At 46.7% G+C, this 20979-nt stretch carries 21 protein-coding genes; 18 read left to right on the top strand and 3 right to left on the bottom strand.

All coding sequences use genetic code 11. The features are described 5' to 3' along the window. The first annotated feature begins 47 nt into the window (after positions 1-47). The 7 genes from QMG91_RS26040 (at position 48) to QMG91_RS26010 (ending at position 5623) form a co-directional block, all read left to right on the top strand. Positions 48-494, top strand: a complete 447-nt coding sequence (locus QMG91_RS26040) for a methyltransferase family protein (protein WP_281830925.1) — start codon at positions 48-50, stop codon at positions 492-494. Positions 495-835: 341 nt separating this feature from the next. After that, positions 836-1870 carry an acyltransferase family protein gene (locus QMG91_RS26035; RefSeq protein WP_281830924.1) on the top strand — a complete coding sequence of 345 codons (1035 nt, stop codon included), beginning with the start codon at positions 836-838 and terminating at the stop codon, positions 1868-1870. Positions 1871-1991: 121 nt separating this feature from the next. Beyond that, positions 1992-2303 carry a cupin domain-containing protein gene (locus tag QMG91_RS26030; protein ID WP_223097938.1) on the top strand — a complete coding sequence of 104 codons (312 nt, stop codon included), beginning with the start codon at positions 1992-1994 and terminating at the stop codon, positions 2301-2303. Positions 2304-2396: 93 nt separating this feature from the next. Then, a complete protein-coding gene (locus QMG91_RS26025) occupies positions 2397-2834 on the top strand; it encodes a hypothetical protein (protein ID WP_281830921.1) in 438 nt (145 codons plus the stop codon). 746 nt (positions 2835-3580) lie between these two features. Next, positions 3581-4369, top strand: coding sequence for a YadA C-terminal domain-containing protein (locus QMG91_RS26020; RefSeq protein WP_281830919.1), 789 nt, complete (start codon positions 3581-3583; stop codon positions 4367-4369). A gap of 63 nt (positions 4370-4432) precedes the next feature. Next, the gene (locus QMG91_RS26015) at positions 4433-4780 is read left to right on the top strand and encodes a hypothetical protein (protein ID WP_281830918.1); all 348 of its coding nucleotides are present in this window, start codon (positions 4433-4435) and stop codon (positions 4778-4780) included. A 99-nt stretch (positions 4781-4879) separates the two neighbouring features. Continuing rightward, positions 4880-5623 carry a sporulation protein gene (locus tag QMG91_RS26010; protein WP_281830917.1) on the top strand — a complete coding sequence of 248 codons (744 nt, stop codon included), beginning with the start codon at positions 4880-4882 and terminating at the stop codon, positions 5621-5623. 61 nt (positions 5624-5684) lie between these two features. On the opposite strand, the gene QMG91_RS26005 is transcribed toward QMG91_RS26010, so the two are convergent. Next, positions 5685-6491: an SDR family NAD(P)-dependent oxidoreductase gene (locus QMG91_RS26005; RefSeq protein ID WP_281830915.1), complete on the bottom strand. Its 807-nt coding sequence runs from the start codon at positions 6489-6491 to the stop codon at positions 5685-5687. 113 nt (positions 6492-6604) lie between these two features. Between QMG91_RS26005 and QMG91_RS26000 the strand changes: the two genes are divergently transcribed. The 11 genes from QMG91_RS26000 (at position 6605) to QMG91_RS25950 (ending at position 17354) form a co-directional block, all read left to right on the top strand. After that, positions 6605-7537 carry a LysR family transcriptional regulator gene (locus tag QMG91_RS26000; RefSeq protein ID WP_022561828.1) on the top strand — a complete coding sequence of 311 codons (933 nt, stop codon included), beginning with the start codon at positions 6605-6607 and terminating at the stop codon, positions 7535-7537. After that, positions 7531-7917 carry an SMU1112c/YaeR family gloxylase I-like metalloprotein gene (gene gloA2 / locus QMG91_RS25995; protein ID WP_004405913.1) on the top strand — a complete coding sequence of 129 codons (387 nt, stop codon included), beginning with the start codon at positions 7531-7533 and terminating at the stop codon, positions 7915-7917. Before QMG91_RS26000 ends, gloA2 begins: the two co-directional genes overlap by 7 nt. Before the next feature lie 69 nt (positions 7918-7986). Further along, entirely contained in the window at positions 7987-8559 is a 573-nt protein-coding gene (locus QMG91_RS25990) for a hypothetical protein (protein ID WP_022561827.1), read from the top strand. After that, complete coding sequence (locus QMG91_RS25985) at positions 8556-8996, top strand: GNAT family N-acetyltransferase (protein WP_281830913.1); 441 nt, start codon at positions 8556-8558, stop codon at positions 8994-8996. Before QMG91_RS25990 ends, QMG91_RS25985 begins: the two co-directional genes overlap by 4 nt. A gap of 525 nt (positions 8997-9521) precedes the next feature. Next, positions 9522-10664, top strand: coding sequence for a transporter substrate-binding domain-containing protein (locus QMG91_RS25980; RefSeq protein WP_281830912.1), 1143 nt, complete (start codon positions 9522-9524; stop codon positions 10662-10664). Next, positions 10661-11242: an ANTAR domain-containing response regulator gene (locus QMG91_RS25975; RefSeq protein WP_281830910.1), complete on the top strand. Its 582-nt coding sequence runs from the start codon at positions 10661-10663 to the stop codon at positions 11240-11242. The genes QMG91_RS25980 and QMG91_RS25975 overlap by 4 nt, the downstream gene beginning before the upstream one ends. After that, entirely contained in the window at positions 11242-12090 is an 849-nt protein-coding gene (locus QMG91_RS25970; RefSeq protein ID WP_281830908.1) for an ABC transporter permease, read from the top strand. The genes QMG91_RS25975 and QMG91_RS25970 overlap by 1 nt, the downstream gene beginning before the upstream one ends. Next, positions 12087-13013: an ABC transporter permease gene (locus tag QMG91_RS25965; protein WP_004405921.1), complete on the top strand. Its 927-nt coding sequence runs from the start codon at positions 12087-12089 to the stop codon at positions 13011-13013. The genes QMG91_RS25970 and QMG91_RS25965 overlap by 4 nt, the downstream gene beginning before the upstream one ends. Before the next feature lie 14 nt (positions 13014-13027). Further along, positions 13028-14641 carry an ABC transporter substrate-binding protein gene (locus QMG91_RS25960; protein ID WP_281830906.1) on the top strand — a complete coding sequence of 538 codons (1614 nt, stop codon included), beginning with the start codon at positions 13028-13030 and terminating at the stop codon, positions 14639-14641. Next, positions 14631-15578, top strand: a complete 948-nt coding sequence (locus tag QMG91_RS25955) for an acetamidase/formamidase family protein (protein WP_281830904.1) — start codon at positions 14631-14633, stop codon at positions 15576-15578. The genes QMG91_RS25960 and QMG91_RS25955 overlap by 11 nt, the downstream gene beginning before the upstream one ends. A 36-nt stretch (positions 15579-15614) precedes the next feature. Next, entirely contained in the window at positions 15615-17354 is a 1740-nt protein-coding gene (locus QMG91_RS25950; protein WP_281830902.1) for an ABC transporter ATP-binding protein, read from the top strand. Here QMG91_RS25950 and QMG91_RS25945 read toward each other — a convergent pair. Both QMG91_RS25945 and QMG91_RS25940 read right to left on the bottom strand, forming a co-directional pair. Next, positions 17351-18925: a S1/P1 nuclease gene (locus QMG91_RS25945; protein WP_281830901.1), complete on the bottom strand. Its 1575-nt coding sequence runs from the start codon at positions 18923-18925 to the stop codon at positions 17351-17353. The genes QMG91_RS25950 and QMG91_RS25945 overlap by 4 nt on opposite strands. 260 nt (positions 18926-19185) lie before the next feature. Continuing rightward, on the bottom strand, positions 19186-20892 hold the full coding sequence (locus QMG91_RS25940) for a phospho-sugar mutase (protein ID WP_281830900.1): 1707 nt from the start codon (positions 20890-20892) through the stop codon (positions 19186-19188). Positions 20893-20979: the final 87 nt, after the last annotated feature.

The raw sequence follows: 20979 nt of genomic DNA, 5'->3' as shown, positions 1-20979 counted from the left end.
TTAGACTGGGCGTCATTGTGTGGTCAATGAATTCTAAGGAAATGCCAATGAAAAAGTTACTTCCCCCCTATCTGTTCCTCATTTCTATTATCATCATGGCGTTGGTATGTTGGTCTTTAGGATCTCCGCATCTAATCGGGCAACCCGCCATTTTCTTCGGTGGAGCATTGGTGCTCGCGGGTATTGGTTTGGCTGCCAAAAGCAGTGCTTTATTTCGCAAAGAACAAACCAACATCATGACCTTTGGCGAACCCGACAAACTGGTGACTACCGGGGCATTTAAATACACGCGAAACCCAATGTATCTGGGGTTTACGGTTGCCCTCGTCGGATTTGCAATTTTATTTGGAGCTGCCATTTCCTCATTTGCAATCGTAGGGGTTTTTATACTAATTGCCGACCGTTGGTATATCGCGTTTGAAGAAAACATGATGCGTAGTAAGTTTGGTGAGGAGTACGAAGACTACAGCAAGTCAGTTCGACGCTGGATTTGAAGGCGTCACCCCATCTGATTTTTCCGTCCATGCTGCTTGTGTATAAAGCAGCATTTCATTCTTCACGCTAGCCATTCTTGAGCTTTTAATTAAAGTTTTGGCTTAATGCTAATCGTTGCTAATGTTTTGAATTGTAATGGTTTGAAATGCTCTCTTTTCTCCTAAAATTAAAAATTTAGCTCAACTATTTTTCTCAAGTCTCACAATCAAGTCACTTCCTTGCACTCTTTATTGAGTATGGTCGCTGCATCAATCAGTTCTTCAATTCATGTTCGATTAGACGGAATTTGCTTGCTCATCTTCGAACCGAAGAACTGCATAACAGCAACTAAGGAATCGTCGTGGAAAATAGAACGAATTGGGTGGATTACGCCAAGGGGATAGGGATCATCTTAGTGGTTTACGGGCATGTTGCTCGCGGACTGCAAAACGCCGGGATTGAAATGTCACCGACGCACTTTTCATTGATTGATAGCGTGATTTACAGCTTTCACATGCCTCTGTTTTTCTTTTTGTCGGGGCTGTTTTTCTATCAGTCTTTTGAGAAAAGGGGCTCGAAGAGGTTGATTTTCAGCAAAATAGATACGATTTTCTATCCCTATATTTTGTGGTCGATCCTTCAGGGGGGAATAGAAGCAGTACTGTCTAACTATACCAATGGCAACGTTACTTTTAGCGAAGTATTTGCGCTTCTTTGGGAGCCCCGCGCACAATTCTGGTTCCTGTATGCGCTGTTTCTGGTTTTTGTGGTCAGTACTTTCATTTATTCGTTTGCTGCCCGACCTTTGACGGCGATTCTGTTTGTTGGTACTGCTCTGATCTACGTCTTCAATACCTTTTTACCTGACGTTCAGTTACTGAACTATCTATACCAGAACTTAGTGTATTTCTTCTTCGGTATTGCTTTCAGTGTGTACTCCAGAGAGAGTGTTTTTGCGAAGCCCCAGTTCCTGTTGATCTCCTTTGTCACTTTCGTGGCATTGCAAGCTGGATACCACGGAATATTGGGTATGAACTACAGCCAACGCGGGCTGCTTTCGTTGATTCTAGCTATAAGTTCAATTGTGTTTGTGGTGTCTTTATCTATGGTCTTAGAAAAGCGCTCTTTGCGCTGGCTAAGCTATATCGGGTCAGCATCCATGGGCATTTACCTTATGCACATTCTGGCGGGGAGTGGGGTCCGAGTGGTTCTGACCAAAGTGTTAGGTATTCAGTCTTTTTCAGTCCACCTAATTGTTGGGTGTTTGGTTGCCATTGTGGCTCCTCTTATCGCTCTGAAAATCACCGAAATGATAAAACTAAGGTTTGTTTTTTCTGCACCCATCAGTAAATGGTTTGGTTCAAAAGAAGGCGAAATAAAGTCGCAGTCTGCATAGAAAAATATAATCAGCCAGCCGTTAGGGCTGGTTGAGTGATAAGCGAATTCTTAGGTACTGGTCGAGGTAACCGCATGAAACTCCGGATAAACTGGAGAAAAAGTAATGAAGGTTCCTCAGTATGGCTAATCTCTTTGACAACATTCCATCCCAACTCCCCGAAGAAATCTTTGAAGATCTGGTGAAAACAGAAAACATAAGAATTGAACGTATTCTCTCTAAAGGGCAATCATCACCTGAGTCGGGTTGGTATGACCAGGAAGAAAGTGAATGGATACTGGTTTTATCTGGATATGGCGTTATCGAATTTGAAGACGGTGAAAGTGTCACATTGCAGAAAGGAGACTACTTAAATATTCCTGCACACCAGAAGCACAAAGTTGCAGAAACCTCGCCAAACGAGACCACTGTCTGGCTAGCAATTTTCTACTGAGAAGCAAGTCGCATTCCCCATCCAATAAGTGTTGTTGTCCTAATAAAAAGTTTATCTTTCATGGGGTTATTATTACAGCGAGCTGGATGTCAGATGAAAAAAATTGGGATGAAGTTACTTGGTGGCGGCTTTGTGGTATTTTTAATTGCAGGAAGCCAGTTAGGCTGGTTTGCATCCAGCAACCCCGATTCGTTTCCCAAATTACCAAGTGAACCCGACTTCGCTGTTTCCAACGCTTTCGATGGAAAATGGGTCGGTCGTCGACTCGACGAATCCAACAGCAATATGTGTGAGCGAACAACCATTGAAGGACATGTGGTTGATGGCTTCGTCCATCTGGTTTTAACCTACAATGGCACTTCACTTAAAGGATGGATCTCTGAATCCAACCAGATCAAATTCTATGCAAGCCACCCACAATGGGACTACCGATTCTCAGGTATTGCAGAGGGCAATAAAATCCAGGGAGAATGGAACCTGCAGAATGGACCATGTCATGGCACTTGGTACATTGAACATATACTCAAGTGACCTCAATGTGCAGGATTCAGAGCCTCATATTCTGTTCCAATTCAAGGAAAGAAACGCAGCGGAATGACTTGTCCTTTCCAAGTTTTTTGACGAAGACGTGGGACAGAATATGGGCTCCCAAGGGCGAGTTTAACTGACTTTCATACTGCGTTACCGATTCTTGATTTAGAACCACTAGATCTTCAAATCGGTGTCTTGTCTGAAAGCCATTTAATTCTCGCTGAACCTAGCATCTTGAGGTTACTTGAGTATATAGGGTAACAACTTATATCGGATAGCTTGTCTAAAGTTACTATTTGTTTTATGTCGGTCTATTTGGTTTCATCTGTCTCTTAAAGCTTTATTTTTGTCTTCTATCTTCTCCTAACCTCTATTTTACTATTGTTCAGTGTAAAGACTTTAATCCTATTTTTAGTGCCTATGTCTTAAAGCTTTCTATCTCTCTTATTTATAAAGTATCGAACATTTCAAAGAATTTTTTAAAATTATTATTTTTGAAATTCAATAGGTTACTTTAGATTTAAAGGTTTAATATTAAATATTTTAATATTAAACCTTTAAATCTAAAGTCAGTCTGTGTACTATACGCCTCGTTGTCACGAATGAGACACATCGAGGCTTTTGTATTGCTTTCTGTTTCGAGTGTGGAGCATTAGTTTCAATGACAAATCTTTTGAGTTGAGAGTCTGAATGGATAAGGCTCTCTATGTGAAACATGGACGTCTTAACCAATCAAAGGTTTTAAGATGAAAAAATCTCTTATCGCTCTTTCTCTAGTTTCTGTTTTTTCTGCTGGTGCTTCTGCTGCAACTGCGGAGTTTGAATATTCTACGGTAGACGAAGTACGTAGCTATATCGAATCTAATGTTCGTAATGGTGTGCTTAATGTAAGAACAATTAACAAAGGTGAAGAAGTTATCATTACCGATAGCCAAGATGAGTTTGGTAAAGATGCGATTTCTATTGCGAAAAACCCACATGATGGAAACTATACTATTCACACCGCTTCTGGCCCCAAATTGGTCGAAGTGAATGATAAAGGTGAGATTGTTTCAATTGGTGGGGAGTCTGCTCACATCAATGTTGAAGTCGAAGAAAATAAAGAAATGACGGACAATGCGCATATTGCTGATATGAGCAATCGCATCAAAGAGCTTGAAGAAGCGGGCGAATTTGCAGGAAAAGAAATAATTAATGCTGCGTCTGCTATCGAAGGTCGCGTGGATAGCCTGGAAACACGCTTCAACGATATGGCTGAGCGTCAACACCGTCAAGAAATGCGCATCAACCAAAACGAAGGCAAAATGTCTAACGGTATTGCTGGCGTAGCGGCAATGGCAAACATCCCAACTGTATCTGGTAAAACAACTTTTGGTGCGGGTGTTGGTCACTTCAACGGTTCTAACGCGATTGCAATCGGTGCGAGCACTGGCTTCGAGAATGGTATCTCTCTAAAGGGTTCTCTGTCTTATGCAAAAGGCAAGTGGGATCAGAAAGACGTAGTAGTTGGTGCTGGTATCGGCTACAGCTTCTAAAGGTTTTTTAAAACCGAAGAACATTTCAAGGGCGCATTCGCGCCCTTTCTTATTGAGGTGACTATGTTAACAACAAAATTGATTCAAGCATCAATTGCTGGTGTGAAAGGATACACCAGAACTTTTGATTTCAATTTTTTCAAACTCACGGAAGAGGTTGGGGAACTGGCGGTTGAGATCCAAATCGCTCAGGGTAAGTTACCCGCCGAAAAAGGTGGGGATGATGGTGTTGTTGGCGAAGCCATCGATGTTGCGTTATGCGCACTGGATATCGCGTTTCTGGAACTGAATAAACAAGGAATCAGTAACATTGAAGAGATGGAAACGATCCTTAATCAGGTTGCGAGTTGCAAATTAGCCCGATGGGAAAGAAAACTGGAAAAGCTTCAGAAAGAAGAAGTAATTTCTTAGGTTGAATCAAAGTTTCTGGCAGATGTATCAATACCAACACTTGAATCTACGTGCTACAGCCCACAGTTAATGGTCGTAAGCAAATTATAAGGATTCGATATGTTAGGAAAGTTGAAAGCGTCATTGGGTATTGGAGCGGCAAAGGTCGACACTGTGTTGCAAAACATGAGCGTAACGCAGGGTGATACCTTAAAAGGCACCGTTCATATTCAGGGTGGAGACGTTGAGCAACAAATCGATGCTATTAAACTGAAGCTTTGCACTCAGGTGAAAGTAGAGTCTGACAGTGGCACAAGCTACCCGTCGTTTGTGCTAGGGCACCTACAAGCGGTAGACCCGTTTGTTATTGGTCCGGGGCAGGAAAAGCAGGTTAATTTTGAACTGAAGCTTCACGAAGAAACGCCCGTTACTGCGCTGAACGCCTTACATAATCAATGTCATGTCTGGGTAGAAACAACTCTGGATATCGATTTTGCTATTGATCCAAAAGATCGCGATTTTGTTGAAGTGAAGCCTCTGCCAGTGGTATCGAGCGTGATTTCAGCAATCGAATCAGCAGGCTTTACCATGGTAAAAGCGGATGTTGAAAAAGGGCATCTACGGGCAAACACCTTCCAGTCAAAGTCAGGCTGTTATCAGGAAATCGAATTCCGCAACAACGGATTCGTCACCAGCAAAGAAATCGAGCTTTCATTTATTCTTGATGGAAATATGGTTCATTGTCTGGCTGAAGTGGATCGCGCAATGAGTTTACGCGGCGACCAATACGTCGCTTTCAGCCTGGACCGAAATGCATCTGCCGGGCAAATTCAGGATGCAGTCTCCCGCGTATTGTCGGTATAACCTAACAAGCGAAAACACAAAAGGGCAGTTCTTACTGCCCTTTGTTCATTTCTACTACTGATTATCTCAGCTTTTTCAAAACGTCTTCCATTGTGCTGACAATGGCTTCAACTTTCGCTGCATTGGTTGCGTCTGGGTGTGGTGGTGCCAGTTTTCCTGAGTCGTTATCAAAATACTGTCCGTTAGCGTGCGCGAATTCTTCATTAAGTGAAGCTCGGGTCAGAATTTCCGCGCCGATTCGGATGTCTCCACCGGGAATGCCATAGGCGTCTTTAACCATTTTGCTGCCCAAGAGCGAGCCCGGGTTGACGGCAATAAGAACAGGAGCAGGCTTCGGTAAAGTGTTTGCCAGATGGTGGTTCCAGGCAGTGAGTGCCAGCTTACTTTGCGCATAGGCTGCGTTGTCAGAAAGCTTAGACTGACCGCTCAATGCACCAAGGCTAACAGGAGACTGGGCAGCCGAAGACAAGTTGACGACTCTGCTGTTTCCGTCAAGTAAAGGCAATAGTTCTTTCGTGATCAGGTAAGGCGCGTACGTGTTCACCGCAAAACGAATGTCCAGACCGTCTTCAGTATCGGTATGGGGCGTGGTGTAAACGCCAGCGTTGTTTATCACGACATCAAGGTGGCTGTGTTTGTTTCTAATGTCTGCTATTAAGCCTTTCACTCCACTGATCGTCGACAAATCCGCAACGTATCGCTCGAATGAACCTTCACCACCAAGGCTGGACAGCAGGGATTCGGCATCTGCCAGTTTAGATGGGTTTCGACCATGCAATAGCACGTGGTGCCCGTCCGAATAGAGCATCTTTGCCGTTTCTAAACCAATTCCATCGGTAGCGCCTGTTAGTAAGATTGTTTTTTTCATTGCGATCTGTCCGTTGTGAGAATTTCTGCATGAAATTGTAATTAGTATGTCGTAACTTGATAATAGTGTATTTAATATATTCACTTTCAAAATAATATTGAAAATAAAGCATTATGAATATTGAACATCTCAAACTGTTTTTGCGAGTAGCGGTGACTCACAACATCAGCGTAGCAGGTAAAGAACTCAATCTTTCTCCTGCTGTGGCCAGCTCTTACATCAGTAAGCTGGAAGAAGGGTTAGGTGTCAGGCTGGTGCACCGAACAACGAGGAAAGTTTCTCTCACCGAAGAAGGCAAAATTTTCCAGCCATACGCAGAAGAAGTACTGGCGAGTATTGAAGCGGCGAAAGCTTCTGTTGGGGCAGGGCAAACACATCCCGCGGGAACGCTTAGAGTCACAGCGCCTGCTTCGTTTGGCCGTATGCACCTCATGCCGGTACTTAAAGAGTTTCTGTCTCGCTATCCCGACATCCAACTGGATGTAAGGTTTTCAGATGCGATTGTCGACTTAGTGGAAGGTGGGTTTGACGTTGCGATCAGAAATGCAGAGCTCAAAAACTCCAGCTTGATTGCCCGAAAGCTTGCACCAGATAACCGTATCTTGTGTGCGTCACCTGATTATCTCAAAGAATATGGTGAACCTAAGACACCCGATGAATTAAAAACGCACCAGTGCATCCACTTGATGGGGCTCGACACCTGGCAGTTTGAGTCGGGCGATAAAACGCTGGCAGTCAAAACCTACAGCAATTTCACGGCTGACAATGGAGAAGCCGTGCGGGATGCCTGCGCAGAAGGACTAGGAGTAACTATCAATTCTACCTGGAGCGTGTACAAACACTTAAAGCGTGGCGATTTAGTGCAGATCCTTGCCGATTATCCGCTTAAGTCGGACACCGCGATTTGGGCGGTGTACCCAAGTTCACGCCAGTTAGCACCGAAAGTACGGGTGTTTATCGATTTTCTTGTCGAAAGTTACGGAACGCCTCCGTATTGGGACGACTGTCTGAACAATAAAAACGAAGAAGGAGTTTCGTCATGCTAAATGCCATTCATCACTGCGCTATTATCTGTTCCGACTACGCGGTGTCTAAAGCGTTTTATTGCGACGTATTAGGGTTGGAAGTGGTTGCAGAAAATTATCGTGAAGAAAGGCAATCGTATAAGCTGGATTTACGCTTGCCCAACGGAAACCAGATTGAATTATTCTCCTTTCCAAATCCTCCCCTGAGACCCACACAGCCTGAAGCCAGAGGGCTACGCCACCTCGCATTCTCTGTTGATGATCTAGACCCGGTTATTCGTCATCTTGAAGAAAACAATATTGAAGTGGAACCCGTGCGAGTTGACGAATTTACCGGGTGTCGGTTCACCTTCTTTCAGGATCCTGACGGCTTACCTCTGGAATTGTACGAAATTCGCTAAAATTTACTTAATATGCTGTTTAGATTGAAAAAGTTAGTCTTCTCAGAATTTTTTTAACGAGCAGTATTTATGAGAATAGTGATTATGCGTCACGGGCGACCAGAGCTCGACCTTGATGCATTGAAAAAGCAGAAGTTTTCATCCTTAAAACTGGGAGAAATCGTCGAGCAATACGAACAGTCAGCGCTTGAAAAATCTCAGACCATTCCACATTCCTCACTGGCGATTTCCCAGAGTTGTCAGTTTGCCCTAAGTAGCGACTTGCCCCGAGCCATTGGCTCGATAGAAAAGTTAGGCTTGAAAGAGATTCACGAGACCGATGCCGTTTTTCGCGAATCCCCATTGCCTTATTTTAACTGGTCGTGGCCCTTTTTATCCTTCTTCACATGGGCAGTTGCATTACGCGTCTTATGGCTGTTTGGCTTTGCTACTAATGGTGAGTCAATCAAAACTGCCAGAGCGAGGGCGCAAACCGGAGCCGGAAAACTGCATCAGTATGCGACTGAGCACGGATCGGTTTTTCTGCTTGGGCATGGCATAATGAATCGATTGATCGCCAAAGAACTGAGCTCCAAAGGATGGAAAAAAGTTGAGTCAAATGGCGAAAATTACTGGTCTTACTCGGTTTATGAACGCCTATGAAGTATCAAGTTGTTGAGTTTAAAGAAAAGTACGCCGAAGACATCACCTGTTTTTGGCGTAGCACCATGCAAGAGGTGCTCAATATCAACCCTGTCCATTCGTTTGAGTCTCATCTTCATTTTCTTAGCCACATCCTTCCTCTTTCTTATCGAATCCGTGTTGTCACCAATCATGAAGACCACGCTATTGGCTTTATTGCGTTTAACGAAAAGGAAATCAATCAGCTCTATATTCGATCCGACTATCGAAACCAGGGCATAGGGCATTATTTGGTTCAGCTAGCCAAACAACAGTCATCAGGTTGCCTCGAATTGAGGACTTTTGAAGTCAATCAACGCGCAGTTAGCTTTTACGAGTCTCTTGGGTTTGTTGCATGCGGAGGCAGTTGTGACAATGAAGAGGGGCTCCCAGATATTTTGTTTCGTTGGGTTCAATAGTGTTCTTACTCCTCTGGCTCTTCTACACGAAACCTTGCCTTTAAAGTACAAGATTCAATTTGTTTCACTAATGAGAAAAAATAAATGCTCAAAACATATTTATTCATCTACCTAATTTAAGGATTAAGTTAACTATTTGATTAATAATGCTTTGTTCATACATTTATTACTCAACCAAGCGCATTTAAATATCAAGATATAAGTATCAATTCTAAGATTTATAAAAGAGTAAATCGATTTTCTTTATTGACCACATTTTAAGTAAGGTGTAATCATTACACGTGTACAAGGTGCTAGAAGCCGACTGCATTGGCGCAGTAACCTGTACCGTGTTGTTGCCTGTCGAGCCAAATCAGGTGCACACATTGAGCTCTGATATCAGGATCAGGTCAGCCTCAAAAAATGCATAGCAAAGGTAATGAAGCCTAAATGAATTCGCTGACCCGAATTCATTTAGGCTTTTTTATTTACGGACTTTTTTACTACGAACTTTTTATTTACGAAATAGTGGAACTGGGATTACGTATGGAAACGTATCGCGTCGGATTGCTGTATTCAACAGACGGCACCTATCGAAGGATTGCAAGCAATGCGCTTCTTGGTGCGTCTTATGCCATTGAGCAGGTCAATGCAGATGAGCGCTATCCATTTCGGCTTGAAGGGGTTCATGTGAACCCAAAGGGCAATCTGGATGAGTACATAAACGGCGCGCAATCTCTGCTGAAAAGCGGTATCCGGCACATTGCAGGCACCATAACATCAAGTGCTCGCAAAGAAGTGATCCCGGATGTGCACGAGCATCAGGCATTGCTCTGGTATGGCAGCCCATATGAAGGCTACGAATGCGATGAGCATGTGGTGTATCACGGCGCATGTCCAAACCAGAATCTGCTGCAAATCCTTCGGTATGCGGTTCCTCGTTTTGGAAAACGAGTGGCGCTGCTGGGCTCCAATTATATTTGGGGTTGGGAGAGTAACCGCATTGCTCGTGATGCCATCGACAGTATTGGTGGAGAAATCATCGAGGACACCTACTATCGGTTTGATACCACCGATTTCAGGCTGTCTATCGAGAACATCAAATCGCAGAAACCCGATTTCGTAATCAATAATTTAGTTGGTGAATCCAGCTATGCGTTTTTGCATCAATTGAATGATGCATGGAGCGCCGAATCCCTCCCAGTCTTGAGCAGCAACCTCAGTGAATGTGAGTTAGCAAGCATTCGCGCCTTGCCTAACCTGCGTTTGTTCACGGCATTGACTTTTTTCCAGTCGGTGAACCCCCAATTCACTGAAAAGGTGAAAATGGCCATGTCATGCGGTGAACCGGTCTCAAGTAACTTTGTCGGCGCTTATCTTTCTATTCTGAGTCTGGCGAATGCCATCGCTATTGCAGGAAGTGACGATGTCACGTCTATTCGTGCCGTGTTAGGCAAAGTGTGTACAGACACACCAATGGGGCACACTTTAATGATTGCCAAAAACCAGCACGCGATATTGCCATGCTTTATCGGTGAGCGTGACGGTGATGACTTCAAAACAGTGAAATGTTACCCACCTATCGAACCGAATCCGTATCTGATAGCACAGCAGTTTCTTACTGACATAGAGCGTCTTACGGATATTGAAACAGTGAATAGTTCAGTCAAGCTGAGGGTAGTCAAATGATCAATGCTTCCCTTTCCATCGACAAAATCACTGTGGTTTCCCGAGACGAGCGAGCTTGTGGGCAAATCCGAAAAGCGGCAGAAAGAATGGGCATTGAATGCTACATCACTGATTCTGTCGACAATACGAAAACAGATCTACTGCTTATCGATGTGCAGCACTATTTCAGCGATATGCATACTCAAAAAGCCATTCCGCAGTCACTGCCAATTGTCGGGCTGATTGCCCACGGCTCGCCGACCGAAATTGAGCGCGCCATTGCCATGGGAGCGATGTCGGTTGTGGGTAAGCCCATTCATCAGACGGGGCTGTATGCGGCTTTTCATATGGCACTGAAGCTTTCTCAGCAACAAGCCAAAATGCGCCAAGAGCTAGAAAGTTTGAAGATGCGGCACAAGCTAAGACCTGTCGTTATTCAGGCAGTGATCGGGGTAATGGACAAGCACCAGATCTCCGAGTCACAGGCATACGAATTACTTCGCAGTTATTCTATGCAGCGAAATGTACCTGTTGAGCAGGTATGCATTGAGCTGACTCAGGGCAATGTCGCCTATGAAAGGCTGCGAGGAGAAGGCTAATGTGGAAATCTCTGCTTTCGCGACCATCTGTATGCATTTCGGTAATGATTATTGTAGTGATCGTGTCGCTGGCTTTAGGCGCGTCCATCTTTGCCCCTTACGACCCGACAGAGCAGTTCTTTGAAGGGTTAACCTTAGAGGGGGCACCTCTACCTCCAAACGAAGTCTTTTGGCTAGGAACGGATCTTCTTGGTCGGGACTTACTTTCCCGCATCATTTACGGTTCTCAGACTTCATTACTCATTGGTGTAGTAGCCAATGGGGTGGCGATTCTGGTAGGAACCACGGTAGGTGTGATTGCCGCTTATTTCAAAGGTTGGATTGGCACCGCGCTGATGCGTTTTACCGATTTGATGATGGCATTTCCTGCCTTGCTGCTGGCAATTGCACTGGCTGCCATTTTTACCCCCAGTTTGTGGATAGTGGCGATGGTGATCGCCATGGTGAACTGGGTACAGATTGCCCGAGTGGTGTATTCAGAAACTCTGGCAATCAGCGAGAAAGATTTCATCGCCGCAGAGAAAGCGATTGGCGTACCAGAATGGAAAATTCTGCTTTCTCACATCTTCCCTCATTTAGTGCCCACCATGCTGGTATGGGGAACACTGGGCATTTCAACAACCGTGCTTCTTGAAGCGACGCTGTCTTATCTGGGCATTGGGGTGCAGCCGCCCATTCCAAGTTGGGGAAACATCATTTTTGAAAACCAGACCTACTTTAGCGTTGCTCCCTGGCTGGTGTTCATCCCCGGCAGTGTGATTATTCTGCTGTCCCTTTGCTTCAACATTCTCGGGGATGCTTTGCGTGATGCGCTAGACCCAACGTTAAACGGGAGAGAAGCGGGATGAGTTACTACCTGATCAAACGATTGTTTCACGCCGCTCTGATTCTGCTTGGCGTGACATTCATTACTTATCTTCTACTGTATCTGTTACCGGCGGATCCGGCGCGTCAGATTGCGGGTCGAAGTGCCACGGCAGAAACCGTTGCCAACATACGTGAGCAGTTGGGTTTGAATCTGCCGTTTTACGAACAGTACTGGCGCTACTTAACCAATCTGCTGCAAGGCGATATGGGGCGATCATGGCTACAGAAAACCGAGGTTTCGGAGCTGATCGCGGCACGTTTGCCTGCCTCTTTGCAACTCATGGTTGCGGGGATTGGTGTGGAACTGGTTATCGGATTAAGCCTTGGCATAGTGGCGGCGCTCAAGCGCAATAGCGCGCTGGACAGAGGCTTAATGATCTTCTCTTTTGTGGGCGTTTCTTCGCCCCATTTTGTGGCTGCAATGATGTTTCTTTATCTCTTTGCAGTGCAATGGTCCTGGTTCCCGATTGGTGGGTATGGCGAATGGAAACATCTGGTTCTGCCTGCCATCACACTCGGTGTACTGGGAAGCGGTTGGTATGCGCGAATGATGCGTTCTTCAATGATTGAAGTACTGCATCAGGACTATATCCGGACTGCAAAAGCCAAAGGGCTCAGCCAAACCCGAATCATCTTCCGACATATGATTCCTAATGCGATTTTGCCGATCATCTCAATGATCGCTATCGATATAGGCATCTTCATCGGGGGCATGGTGGTGGTTGAGTCTGTATTTGGATGGCCCGGAATTGGGCAGCTAGCTTGGCAAGCGATTCAGCGTGTTGATATCCCCATTATTGTGGGCGTCACACTGGTCTCTGCAGTTGCCATCGTGTTGGGGAATTTGCTGGCTGATCTCCTCTCACCTTTTGTCGATCCAAGGATTGACCTGAAAAAACTGTAACAAGGACAAGTGTGATGAAAAAGTTAGCAGTAGCGACAGCGCTGTCTTGCGTGATGGCGTCGCCTCTCGCAATGGCAGACATCAAGCAGGGTGGCAGTATGATTGTCACGTACAAGGATGATGTTTCAACACTAGACCCCGCCATTGGTTACGACTGGCAAAACTGGTCGATGATCAAAAGCCTGTTTGATGGCTTGATGGATTACAAACCGGGCACAACCGAGCTGGTGCCAGATCTGGCAGAAAGCTACACCATTTCCGAAGATGGCAAAACCTACACCTTCAAGCTCAAGAAAGGAATCAAATTCCATAACGGCAGAGAAGTCAAAGCCGCCGACATAAAATATTCCATAGAACGAACCGTCAACCCTGCCACACAAAGCCCGGGCGCAGGATTCTTTGGCTCGCTGGAAGGGTTTGATGCCTTTAACGGTGGGCAGTCCAAAGGGTTAGCCAGTATAAAAGCAGTCGATGACTACACGGTGAGTTTCCAACTATCTCGCCCTGATGCCACCTTCTTACATGTATTAGCGATCAACTTTGCGTTTGTGGTTCCGAAAGAATCGGTTGAGAAATGGGGGGCAGATTTCGGTAAACACCCGGTCGGAACGGGTGCATTTAAGCTGGGCGAGTGGAAGCTCGGTCAACAGCTGACGTTTGTCCGAAATTCGGATTACAACAAACCCGGATTGCCTTATCTGGATGAGATACGTTTTGAAGTCGGGCAGGAACCCGTTGTGGCCTTGTTGAGGCTAGAGAAAGGCGAAGTCGATATCGCTGGTGACGGCATTCCGCCGGCTAAGTTCCTGCAAATGAAGAACAGCCCGCAATACAAACCGCTGATCATCGCGGGTGACCAGCTACACACTGGCTACATCACCATGAATGTGAAGATGAAACCCTTTGACAATGTCAAGGTGCGTCAGGCGGTGAATATGGCGATCAACAAACGTCGTATTGTCCAGATCATCAATGGTCGTGCTACTCCAGCCAACCAGCCTCTACCGCCAGCTATGCCTGGTTACTCTCAGAGTTATAAGGGCTACGCCTACGATCCAGATGGTGCTAAAAAGCTACTGGCTGATGCAGGGTTAGGAGATGGGTTCACCACTGAACTTTATGTCGCCAATACCGATCCTCAACCAAGAATTGCCCAGGCTATTCAGCAGGATCTCGCCAAAATTGGTGTGAAAACGGAAATCAAAGCTCTGGCGCAAGCCAATGTGATTGCGGCTGGTGGTGCGGCGGATCAGGCGCCAATGATCTGGTCGGGTGGTATGGCTTGGATTGCTGACTTCCCGGATCCTTCAAACTTCTATGGTCCTATTCTGGGCTGTGGTGGTGCGGTAGATGGAGGATGGAACTGGTCATGGTACTGCAATCAAAGCCTCGATGATCGCGCAGCCAAAGCAGATGCTATGGTATCTGAAAGCCAGCAGTCTGCCCGTATGAAAGAGTGGGAAAGCATTTATGTGGATCTGATGGCAGATGCTCCCTGGGTTCCTGTTTTCAATGAACGCCGTTTTACCATTCGTTCAGAACGCTTAGGTGGTGATACCAGTATCTTCGTCGATCCTGTACACATCCCGGTTAACTACGAAAATGTGTGGGTGAAAGATGTGCAATAACTCATTGATAAAAACCATCCACAGTGTGCACCACCACCATGGATGGAATAACGCCATCGAACCTGCTTTTCGCGTAGGTCGAGGCACAACGCTGGAGTTCGAGTGCCTCGACAGCTCCGGCGGTCAACTGACACGGGCATCCACTGTGGGTGATATTGCCGGGCTGGATTTCGGCAAAATCAACCCAGTGACTGGTCCTATCTATGTCGAAGGGGCAAAACCTGGTGATGTTTTAAAACTCACCATCCACGAATTCAAACCCAGCGGATTTGGCTGGACAGCCAATATCCCAGGGTTTGGTCTGCTAGCGGATCAGTTTGAAACCCCGGCATTGAATCTTTGGTCTTACGATTCTGCGACTCTGGCTCCTGCTGCGTTTAGCACTATGGCAAAAGTGCCACTCAAGCCTTTCGCCGGGACCATCGGAGTTGCTCCTGCTGCCAGCGGCGATCACTCGGTGGTTCCGCCAAGGCGTATTGGTGGAAACATGGACATTCGCGACTTATCGGCAGGGACAACGCTGTATATCCCTATTGAGGTCGAAGGTGCCTTGCTTTCCATCGGTGATACCCATGCCGCTCAAGGGGATGGAGAGGTTTGCGGAACAGCGATTGAAAGCCCGATGAATGTGGTGGTTGAGCTGGACGTTGTAGACAATCTGAAAATACAGACGCCTTATTTCACGACAACGGGCCCTGTGACCCGTCATCTCGATAGCAAAGGCTATCAGGTGACGACAGGTGTGGAACCCGACCTCATGGCAGGCGCAAGAAGTGCAGTGAGTCAGATGATTGACCTGCTTTGTGCACAGCACCATATGTCGCCGGAAGAAGCCTACATGCTTTGCTCGGTGTGTGGTGACTTGCGGATCAGCGAAATCGTGGACATACCAAACTGGCTGGTCTCTTTTTACATACCAAACGTGGTGTTTGAATAAGGTCTAAGTTGAGCTAATAGATACAAGGAAGGGGAAATGGATAAGGCATTATTGTCAGTGGAAAACCTGTCTATTGCGATTGCAGCAGGTCAACACCTTAACCGAGTGGTGGATGATCTTTCGTTTTCAATCGATGCAGGCGAAACCGTGTGTATTGCAGGTGAATCTGGCAGTGGTAAGTCCTTATCCAGCACCGCCATCATGGGGTTACTTCCTCCGGTAGCCAAAGTCTTGGGCGGGAAGATCTGGTTTGAACAACGCGACTTACTGGCTTTCTCTGAGAAGGAGATGCAAGCCATTCGTTGTGACGACATTGCCATGATTTTTCAGGAGCCAATGACCTCCCTAAATCCACTCATGACCGCCGGGCAACAACTGTGTGAGGCAATACGAGCACACAGAGAAGTCGACACAGCAGGTGCCAGAAATATGGCGATCAGCATGCTGGATGCGGTGAAGGTCCCTCACGCTCAAAAACGCTTTGGTCAGTACCCTCATGAGATGTCTGGCGGTATGTTGCAGCGCATCATGATTGCCATGGCGTTAGTGTGTCGCCCTAAAATACTGATTGCCGATGAGCCGACCACAGCTCTGGATGTGACCATTCAGGCTCAGATTCTGACTTTGTTGAATGAGTTGAAAAACGACTTTGATACGGGTGTCTTGATGATCACTCACGATATGGGAGTGGTCGCTGAAATGGCCGATAAAGTCGTGGTAATGAATCAGGGCATTGTTGAAGAGCAATCCGATGTGCGCAGCATCTTTCTTGCCCCATCCAGCAACTACACCCGCGACTTGCTGGCGGCTGTACCTAAGCTTGGGCACGCCAAGCCAGTCGATACGGTGGAACCTGCTTCTCCATTGTTAGAGGTAAAAAATCTGTGTGTGCGTTTTCCCGTGCCGTCCGTCTGGTGGCAAAAAAACAAACTGGAAGTGCGCGCGGTCGAGAATGTGTCGTTCTCGATTCAACCTGGTGAAACTCTGGGGCTGGTCGGGGAAAGTGGTTGTGGCAAATCAACCACAGGGAAAGCGCTAATGAATATGCTGTCATTTGTGGGTAGCGCAAACCTGAATGGAAACGAATTGAACGGGTTAGCGGGCCAGGATTTAAGAGCGATTCGAAAAGATATTCAGATGGTGTTTCAGGACCCATACAGTTCACTGAACCCGAGAAAAACCATCAGACAGCTATTAAGCGAGCCATTGTTGATTCATGGTATCTGCCAGCCTGACGAGGTGGGGCGTTACGTCGCCCAACTTTTAGAGCAGGTCGATATGCTGCCGAATCACATGCATCGCTATCCGCACCAGTTTTCTGGTGGTCAGCGACAGCGCATTGCGATTGCCAGAGCCATCGCTTCTCAACCTAAATTGATCATTGCTGATGAATCGGTGTCGGCGCTCGATGTTTCGGTGCAGGCACAAGTGCTCGAACTGTTGGAAAGGCTGCAAAAGGAAACGGGCGTCAGCTACCTGTTTATCTCTCACGATATGGCGGTGGTCGAGCAGGTCTCTCATCGCGTTGCCGTGATGCATGGCGGAAGAATTGTGGAGATGGGACCAAGAGACGAAGTGCTCAGCTCGCCGCGGCACAGCTACACCCAAAGACTGATGCAGGCTGTGCCAATAGCGGATGTGAACGTGAAACGCGATCTGACTTCGGTTTTATCCCAACACAAAATGCCCGATCCAATTCGCGAAACCTCCGTTGTAGATGAAGCTTTACATTACGAGCAGGTCGGCAACGGGCATATTGTTGCGATGAATTATTAGCACCTGTCACCCCAGATGGCGTCGGCATAGCTTGGAACATCGATGAATGGATTTCGGTTGCCTTGCAGTTCAAAGATGCGCTCGTTTCGTCTTCGTTCCCAGTCTGATGGCTGATCGTTCAAGTGCCATTCCAACAGCGTACAAAGGTGTCCAAATTTGGGCTTTTTAGCCGCTGTAGAACCCCGATGTAAGGTTAAATCTGGAGTGCCGCCAGTATTGCCATCATAAGCAACCGCCATGTAGAAAATCATTCTGGCAACGTCGCCTTTGACCGCTTCTGGTGGTTCAAATGAGTTGTTATCGGCGTGCGCTCCCAAGACTTCTCCATGATCCTGTCCGCCATCATCAAACAGCTTGGAGCCGCGTGAAGAGTTTACTGTAACATCGGCCGGTCTTAAGTGGTGAAGGTCGGTGTACGCCGCCTGTCCCTTGGATGGAAAGCCACGTGATTTTGCCCAGACATGCTCTCTGTTCCAGTGGTCGTTGTTTCTGCCACCTTTATATTTGGACGTTTTGCTCTGTGAGCGCTGAGTGTACAGAAGAATCACGTTATCGGTGTTGAACGGGTCTTCATCGGTGTAGTCGAGCGCTGTATACACTTTCTTATAAGAGAGCTTTTCATGATCTCGAATGATCAGGTTAAGTGCTTGATGAAGCTCTGCTCCGGTTTTTCCCTGCGCATCTGCGTAGTAACTTCCACCCATCAATTCAACCGAATCGGCGTCGCTCTTATCGTCAGGCTGAGCTTCTGAAACTGGGCTTGCGGCTAAAATACCACCCAGCACGATTGCCAGCCGATAACCTGCCTGCTGGATTCTGTTTTTCAGAATAGGTTGGTATTTGTCTTCAAATTCTGCAGAAATGACGCCATCTTCGGGCAATTCCTGATAAATCTGCTGAGTGATTTGGTAAGACTCGTTTGCCCAGTCCAGCGTATTGGAACTCTCCCATGCCTGAGTGTCGATAGCGACCAAGTCATTGTAGAGATCTTCCCCGTATTCCAGCCAGGTCATATCCGACTCATCAATCAACTTGCTGTCAAAGAAACGGTGGAGATTGGAGCTTTTACCATCATGGGTAATATTGACTTTATTACCGCCTAAATCTTCGGCGTAGGAGACGTGTAAGGGTTGGTGAACATCGCCGACAAAATGCCCTAAAAACATCAGAGCTTTGGTCTTGTCATTGAAATACAGAGGGTTACCACTCGGTTTGCCAGCCAGAATATTCTTGTATTCTTCAATTGCAGAAACCACGCAGCCTTTATCGTCACAGCGTTGCGTGAGCTCCACATTCTGAGCCCCTTTTTTTACATTGATGTAGTGATGGGGTTTCGCGCGATCAAATTCTGGGTTGCTTTTAACTTCATCTGCCCAAACACACGCTTCGGCAAAGGTAGGGTATCGAGTGTCTTTCAGCAGGGCTGCGACCTGATCCTGAGATTTTGCAGACATGGCTCGCCATGCGACGTCACAGACTACCTGATGCCCATATTTTCCAAATGCAAATGAGGCAGAAGAAGTTAACAGGCATCCTGCCAATGCAATGAAGGTGATTCCTTTATTGTTCATAGCTATCTATCCAGTTTGTTGATATTGACGTGTTGTTCGACTTATCAACAAAGAGTTTAGAAGCGGATTATTACGTGTCTGTTTGACTATTAAGACAGCTGCATATTCTTGGCAGGAACCAAAAGAAATGTGGTGTGTTGTTTCATTGTTAATACAAAAATCTGGCAGCAACAGACAGAAAAAAGCCCTCCATAGGAGGGCATTAATCATCGCTATATATCAGGGATTATTTATGTATATGTTCCCCTGATTTATTTTAATTATTGCAGAGAATGCTGATGTTCGCTGATAAGCATATCAATTTTTTCTTCTGCTCGGTTTAGTGCCTGAGCATAGCTTTCTTCAGCAGCAAATGGTTCCACCACTTCGTAGTAGCATTTCAGTTTTGGTTCGGTGCCTGACGGGCGAACCACCACACGAGAGCCGTTGCTCAGATGATAGATCAGCACATCACTAACTGGGAAGTTCAGCGCTTTTTCGCTGCCATCTTCAAATGTCTGTTTAGACAGTTTGAAGTCTTCAACACTGGCAATCGTCTGACCCGCAATGGTGGTTGGCGGGTTCGCGCGAAGAGTATCACCAATAGGTGGCGCAGACGGATCAAGCGCAATGCTGTGCTGGGCGTTAACGACCATGCCGTGCTGACGGTAAATTTCTTCTAGCTGGTCCCAAACGGTTTTACCTTGTGCTTTTAGCGCTGCTGCGAGTTGAGCAAACGCTACCAGCGCTGTTAAGCCATCTTTATCCCAGACAAGCGTCCCGACTGTGTAACCCAGCGCTTCTTCATACGCGAACAGGAACTGCTTGTCTTGCGTTTGCTCTTTCATCGCAACATTAGTCAGCCATTTAAAGCCAGTCAGGGTTTTGTAGAACGTACCACCTGCGGCTTCAGCCACTTTTGCGAGCAAGCTGGATGATACGATAGTCGCACCGACCAGTTTCTGGTTGTCATTGGCCTGATTAAGCAGGTAGTGACCGAACAATACGCCCACCTGGTCGCCAGTCAGCATTTTGTAATCGCCGTCTGCCTGGCGTGCAGCAACCGCAAAGCGGTCTGCATCCGGGTCGTTAGCACAAGCAAGCTCAGCATTGTGCTGCTTAGCTTCTGCGATAACCAAATCCATCGCCCCTTTCTCTTCCGGGTTAGGGAAGTTCACAGTAGGGAAGGTGCCATCCGGTTCGCGTTGTGCCGCCACGCTATGAACCTGAGTGAAACCCGCATCAGCCAGAAGGGTCTCAGCCATGTTGGCTCCAACACCATGCATTGCCGTGTAGGCCAGTGAAAGGTTTTCAGGCTGCTGCTTGTTTTGTAGAAGAGGGCTGGAATTCGCTGTGCTGCGATATGTTTGGTAGTAGTCTTCTTTCAGCCAAACCAGTAAGCCTTTTTCTTCAGCTTCTTCAAGTGGCATCAGGTTAAGATCTTTCGCTGCCGCGTCGTCAATTTCTGCTGCAATACCAGAATCGTGCGGTGGGATAATTTGCGCACCGTTTTCCCAGTACACTTTAAAACCGTTGTACTCCGGTGGGTTGTGGCTTGCCGTTACGACAACTGCCGCAGCAGTACCAAGATGCAGAACGCCAAACGCCACGATTGGAGTCGCCGCGACATCGTGAGTCAGATAGACCTTAATGCCCTGAGCGGCAAGAGCTGAAGCTGTGTCATGCGCGAACTGCTTGGAGTCTGGGCGACCATCGTAGCCGATTACCACTCCTTTTGATGCCGCGTCTTGTTGCGATTTCAACAGGTATTGCCCAAGACCAGTGGCAGTTTCCTGAATTACCAGGCGGTTCATGCGGTTTGGACCTGCACCTACAACGCCGCGTAAGCCAGCGGTTCCAAATTCCAGACGACCTTTAAAGCGATCCGCCAGTTCTTCGTTGTGATTACCGCTTTGAAGGGCATTCAGCTCTTCGCGAGTGCGAGGGTCAGGATCTCTTTCCAGCCATCTTGTTATCAAGTCATTCATAGTCTTGTCCTGTTAGAAATGCTTTCAGCCTAAATTAATGTATATCCAATGTCGTTCACACCTTTTTTTGTGGATTAGATCTCACAA

Origin of the sequence: Vibrio nigripulchritudo, assembly GCF_027924785.1 — a bacterium.
GTDB classification, from domain to species: Bacteria; Pseudomonadota; Gammaproteobacteria; order Enterobacterales; family Vibrionaceae; genus Vibrio; species Vibrio nigripulchritudo.
This window is presented reverse-complemented; position numbering and strand designations above follow the sequence as displayed.